Below are 5,405 nucleotides of genomic sequence, written 5' to 3' on the forward strand. Positions count from 1 at the left end.
ATTCTTATCCAGAATAGGGTTCTTGAAGAAAGGCGACGACATACTCTCCCACAAAACTGCAGTACCATCTGCGCAGGCGGGCTTAACTTCTCTGTTCGGGATGGGAAGAGGTGAGCCCCGCCGCAATAACCACCTTAAGGTTATCAGTTTACAGTTTATAGTTTGCAGTTCTTCAACTCATAACTTATAACTCATAACTTTCCGCGGTGCGGACAATATCTTAACATACTGAGATAAAGAAAACAATTTTAGTATTAGAAAGTTTCTCCCCGAGGCTTGCGCCTCGGGAAAAGGGTGTACATAAGCTTACGGATTATTAGTACTACTCGACTATGACATTACTGCCTTTACATCTATAGCCTATCAACGTGGTCATCTTCCACGATCCTTAAAAGAAATCTCATCTTGTGGTGGGTTTCGCGCTTATATGCTTTCAGCGCTTATCCCTTCCCAACGTAGCTACTCTGCGGTGCCCCTGGCGGGACAACAGATACACTAGAGGTTAGTCCAATTCGGTCCTCTCGTACTAGAATCAGATCCACTCAAATTTCTAACGCCCACAGTAGATAGAGACCGAACTGTCTCACGACGTTCTGAACCCAGCTCGCGTGCCACTTTAATGGGCGAACAGCCCAACCCTTGGGACCTTCTCCAGCCCCAGGATGTGACGAGCCGACATCGAGGTGCCAAACCCCCCCGTCGATATGAGCTCTTGGGGGAGATCAGCCTGTTATCCCCGGCGTACCTTTTATCCTTTGAGCGATGGCCCTTCCATGCGGAACCACCGGATCACTATGCTCTACTTTCGTACCTGATCGACCTGTATGTCTCTCAGTCAAGCTCCCTTATGCCATTGCACTCTACGCACGGTTACCAAGCGTACTGAGGGAACCTTTAGAAGCCTCCGTTACTCTTTTGGAGGCGACCACCCCAGTCAAACTACCCACCAAGCACTGTCCCCCACATTGCGGGGTTAGGCCTCAGATAAACAAAGGGTTGTATTTCAACAATGACTCCACAACGCCTGGCGACGCCGCTTCAAAGTCTCCAACCTATCCTACACATCATTTATCCAAGGTCAATACTAAGCTATAGTAAAGGTGCACAGGGTCTTTTCGTCCCACTGCGGGTAAACGGCATCTTCACCGTTACTACAATTTCACCGAGCTCATGGCTGAGACAGTGTCCAGATCGTTACACCATTCGTGCAGGTCGGAACTTACCCGACAAGGAATTTCGCTACCTTAGGACCGTTATAGTTACGGCCGCCGTTTACTGGGGCTTCAATTCAATGCTTCTCCGAAGATAACATCTCCTCTTAACCTTCCAGCACCGGGCAGGTGTCAGGCCCTATACTTCATCTTGCGATTTTGCAGAGCCCTGTGTTTTTGATAAACAGTCGCCTGGACCTCTTCACTGCGGCCCCGATTGCTCGGGGCGACCCTTCTCCCGAAGTTACGGGTCTATTTTGCCTAATTCCTTAGCCATGAATCTCTCGAGCACCTTAGGATTCTCTCCTCAACTACCTGTGTCGGTTTACGGTACTGGTACTGATTACCTGAAGTTTAGAGGTTTTTCTTGGAAGCCCTTAGGCGCACTATCTCTTTGTCCGAAGACTCCGAGTACTATCGTATTTCACCATTCCCTACGGATTTGCCTATAGGAAATATAGCTAGGTACTTTAACGAACTATTCCGTCAGTTCGCGGCGCTTTCATCACTCCGTCACCCCATCACAGTAATCAGTAGTACGGGAATATTAACCCGTTGGCCATCGACTGTCCCTTTCGGGTTCGCCTTAGGACCAGACTAACCCACAGCTGATTAGCATAGCTGTGGAAACCTTAGTTTTTCGGTGTGCGGGTTTCTCGCCCGCATTATCGTTACTTATGCCTACATTTTCTTTTCCAGCCAGTCCAGCATACCTTACGATACACCTTCAACCCTGCTGGAATGCTCCCCTACCACTTACAGTAAACTGTAAATCCATAGCTTCGGTAATATGCTTATGCCCGATTATTATCCATGCTCGTCCGCTCGACTAGTGAGCTGTTACGCACTCTTTAAATGAATGGCTGCTTCCAAGCCAACATCCTAGCTGTCTGGGCAGACAAACCTCGTTCTTTCAACTTAGCATATATTTGGGGACCTTAGCTGATGGTCTGGGTTCTTTCCCTCTCGGACTTGGACCTTAGCACCCAAGCCCTCACTGCTGGTAAACATTATATAGCATTCGGAGTTTGTCAGGAATTGGTAGGCGGTGAAGCCCCCGCATCCAATCAGTAGCTCTACCTCTATATAACTATAGCCAGCGCTGCACCTAAATGCATTTCGGGGAGTACGAGCTATTTCCGAGTTTGATTGGCCTTTCACCCCTACCCACAGGTCATCCGAAGACTTTTCAACGTCAACCGGTTCGGACCTCCACACTGTGTTACCAGCGCTTCATCCTGCCCATGGGTAGATCACACGGTTTCGCGTCTAACACTACTGACTAAAGCGCCCTATTCAGACTCGCTTTCGCTACGGATCCGTGGCTTAACCACTTAACCTTGCCAGCAACGTTAACTCGTAGGCTCATTATGCAAAAGGCACGCCGTCACCCCACAAAAGGGCTCCGACCGCTTGTAAGCGTATGGTTTCAGGATCTATTTCACTCCGTTATTCACGGTTCTTTTCACCTTTCCCTCACGGTACTGGTTCACTATCGGTCTCTCAGGAGTATTTAGCCTTAGCGGATGGTCCCGCCAAATTCAGACAGGGTTTCACGTGCCCCGCCCTACTCAGGATACCACTATCCATTACACTTGTTACCCATACGGGACTATCACCCTTTATAGTTCTCCTTTCCAGAAAATTCCGGTTCCTTGTGCATGAAATGTCGTGGTCCTACAACCCCAACTATGCCGTAACATAACTGGTTTGGGCTAATCCGCGTTCGCTCGCCACTACTTACGGAATCACTTTTGTTTTCTTCTCCTCCGCCTACTTAGATGTTTCAGTTCAGCGGGTTTGCCCACCTATCGGTGTACTATGTCTTCAACATAGTGGGTTGCCCCATTCGGGTATCTGCGGATCAAATGGTGTGTGCCCATACCCGCAGCTTTTCGCAGCTTATCACGCCCTTCATCGCCTCTGAGAGCCTAGGCATCCCCCATACGCCCTTATTTTGCTTATTGTACCAAATCATAAATCAATATGATCCGTTTTTTTTGTTTTCTGCTATTCGCATTGCTGCTATGACAAAAAACGCTTTCTACTTTTTAAATTTTTCTTATCTCAATATGTCAATGAACTTTAATATGTATTAAGACTACCGTACTAAGTATTAAGATTTTGTCTTAATGCCTGATACTATCATCTTGATACTATCTGTGGAGAATAACGGAGTCGAACCGTTGACCTCCTGCGTGCAAGGCAGGCGCTCTAGCCAGCTGAGCTAATCCCCCATTTTATTAGTGATGAGTTATTAGTTATGAGTTATGAATTATTGCCCATAAGGTCTCAACCTCTAAAATTTCCTTTTTTTTAAGTTAAAATAGTAGTCCCGGGCAGACTCGAACTGCCGACCCCTACATTATCAGTGTAGTACTCTAACCAGCTGAGCTACGAGACTCTGTTTTTACTTAATTTTCATTATTTCTTTAAATTAACAGCAAGAGTAATCGAACCTTACGATTCAGAACTTTCAAAACAATCATCTTTTATCCCCAACGTGTGTTGCCACTAACATATGGGGCCCTAGAAAGGAGGTGTTCCAGCCGCACCTTCCGGTACGGCTACCTTGTTACGACTTAGCCCTAGTTACCAGTTTTACCCTAGGCAGCTCCTTGCGGTCACCGACTTCAGGCACCCCCAGCTTCCATGGCTTGACGGGCGGTGTGTACAAGGCCCGGGAACGTATTCACCGGATCATGGCTGATATCCGATTACTAGCGATTCCAGCTTCACGGAGTCGAGTTGCAGACTCCGATCCGAACTGTGACCGGCTTTATAGATTCGCTCCTGGTCACCCAGTGGCTGCTCTCTGTACCGGCCATTGTAGCACGTGTGTAGCCCAAGGCGTAAGGGCCGTGATGATTTGACGTCATCCCCACCTTCCTCACAGTTTGCACTGGCAGTCTTGTTAGAGTTCCCGACACTACTCGCTGGCAACTAACAACAGGGGTTGCGCTCGTTATAGGACTTAACCTGACACCTCACGGCACGAGCTGACGACAACCATGCAGCACCTTGTAAACTGTCTTGCGAAAGATCTGTTTCCAAATCGGTCAGTCTGCATTTAAGCCTTGGTAAGGTTCCTCGCGTATCATCGAATTAAACCACATGCTCCACCGCTTGTGCGGGCCCCCGTCAATTCCTTTGAGTTTCAAACTTGCGTTCGTACTCCCCAGGTGGGATACTTATCACTTTCGCTTAGCCACTGAACTTGCGCCCAACAGCTAGTATCCATCGTTTACGGCGTGGACTACCAGGGTATCTAATCCTGTTCGCTACCCACGCTTTCGTCCATCAGCGTCAATCCATTAGTAGTAACCTGCCTTCGCAATTGGTATTCCATGTAATCTCTAAGCATTTCACCGCTACACTACATATTCTAGTTACTTCCTAATAATTCAAGTCCAGCAGTATCAATGGCCGTTCCACCGTTGAGCGATGGGCTTTCACCACTGACTTACAAGACCGCCTACGGACCCTTTAAACCCAATGATTCCGGATAACGCTTGGATCCTCCGTATTACCGCGGCTGCTGGCACGGAGTTAGCCGATCCTTATTCTTACGATACCGTCAAATTCCTTCACGAAGGAGTGTTTCTTCTCGTATAAAAGCAGTTTACAATCCATAGGACCGTCATCCTGCACGCGGCATGGCTGGATCAGGCTTGCGCCCATTGTCCAATATTCCTCACTGCTGCCTCCCGTAGGAGTCTGGTCCGTGTCTCAGTACCAGTGTGGGGGATCTCCCTCTCAGGACCCCTACCCATCGTGGCCATGGTAAGCCGTTACCTTACCATCTAGCTAATGGGACGCATGCTCATCTTTTACCGTTGTGACTTTAATAGTATGTTGATGCCAACTCACTATACCATGGGGTATTAATCCAAATTTCTCTGGGCTATCCCCCTGTAAAAGGTAGATTGCATACGCGTTACGCACCCGTGCGCCGGTCTCTCCCGCCCGAAAGCGGGATACCCCTCGACTTGCATGTGTTAAGCCTGCCGCTAGCGTTCATCCTGAGCCAGGATCAAACTCTTCATCGTATATTTTTTGCCTGATAATCCAGGCTAACTATTATTCGACGAATATCTATCGGTTCTTTTTCGAATCTCCCGATTCCATTACTCTTATTATTTTGTCTTGAAATCTCTTTCAAAACGGCTGTCAATTCAATATGTCTACGAACGT

2 tRNA genes and 3 rRNA genes are annotated in these 5,405 nt (G+C 47.9%); all 5 read right to left on the bottom strand.

Going from position 1 to position 5,405, the window contains the following annotated elements:
* Positions 1-27 precede the first annotated feature (27 nt).
* Positions 28-137 (bottom strand): 5S ribosomal RNA (gene rrf, locus K8B81_RS20710).
* A gap of 159 nt (positions 138-296) precedes the next feature.
* Positions 297-3,178 (bottom strand): 23S ribosomal RNA (locus K8B81_RS20715).
* Between the two features lie 196 nt (positions 3,179-3,374).
* A tRNA-Ala gene (locus K8B81_RS20720) sits at positions 3,375-3,448 on the bottom strand.
* Between the two features lie 93 nt (positions 3,449-3,541).
* Positions 3,542-3,615 (bottom strand) — tRNA-Ile (locus K8B81_RS20725).
* Positions 3,616-3,744: 129 nt separating this feature from the next.
* Positions 3,745-5,260, bottom strand: a 16S ribosomal RNA gene (locus K8B81_RS20730).
* Together the 16S, 23S and 5S rRNA genes with 2 tRNA genes alongside form the textbook arrangement of a ribosomal RNA operon.
* Between the last annotated feature and the right edge of the window lie 145 nt (positions 5,261-5,405).

The organism is Flavobacterium hibisci, from assembly GCF_020026925.1.
GTDB classification, from domain to species: Bacteria; Bacteroidota; Bacteroidia; order Flavobacteriales; family Flavobacteriaceae; genus Flavobacterium; species Flavobacterium hibisci.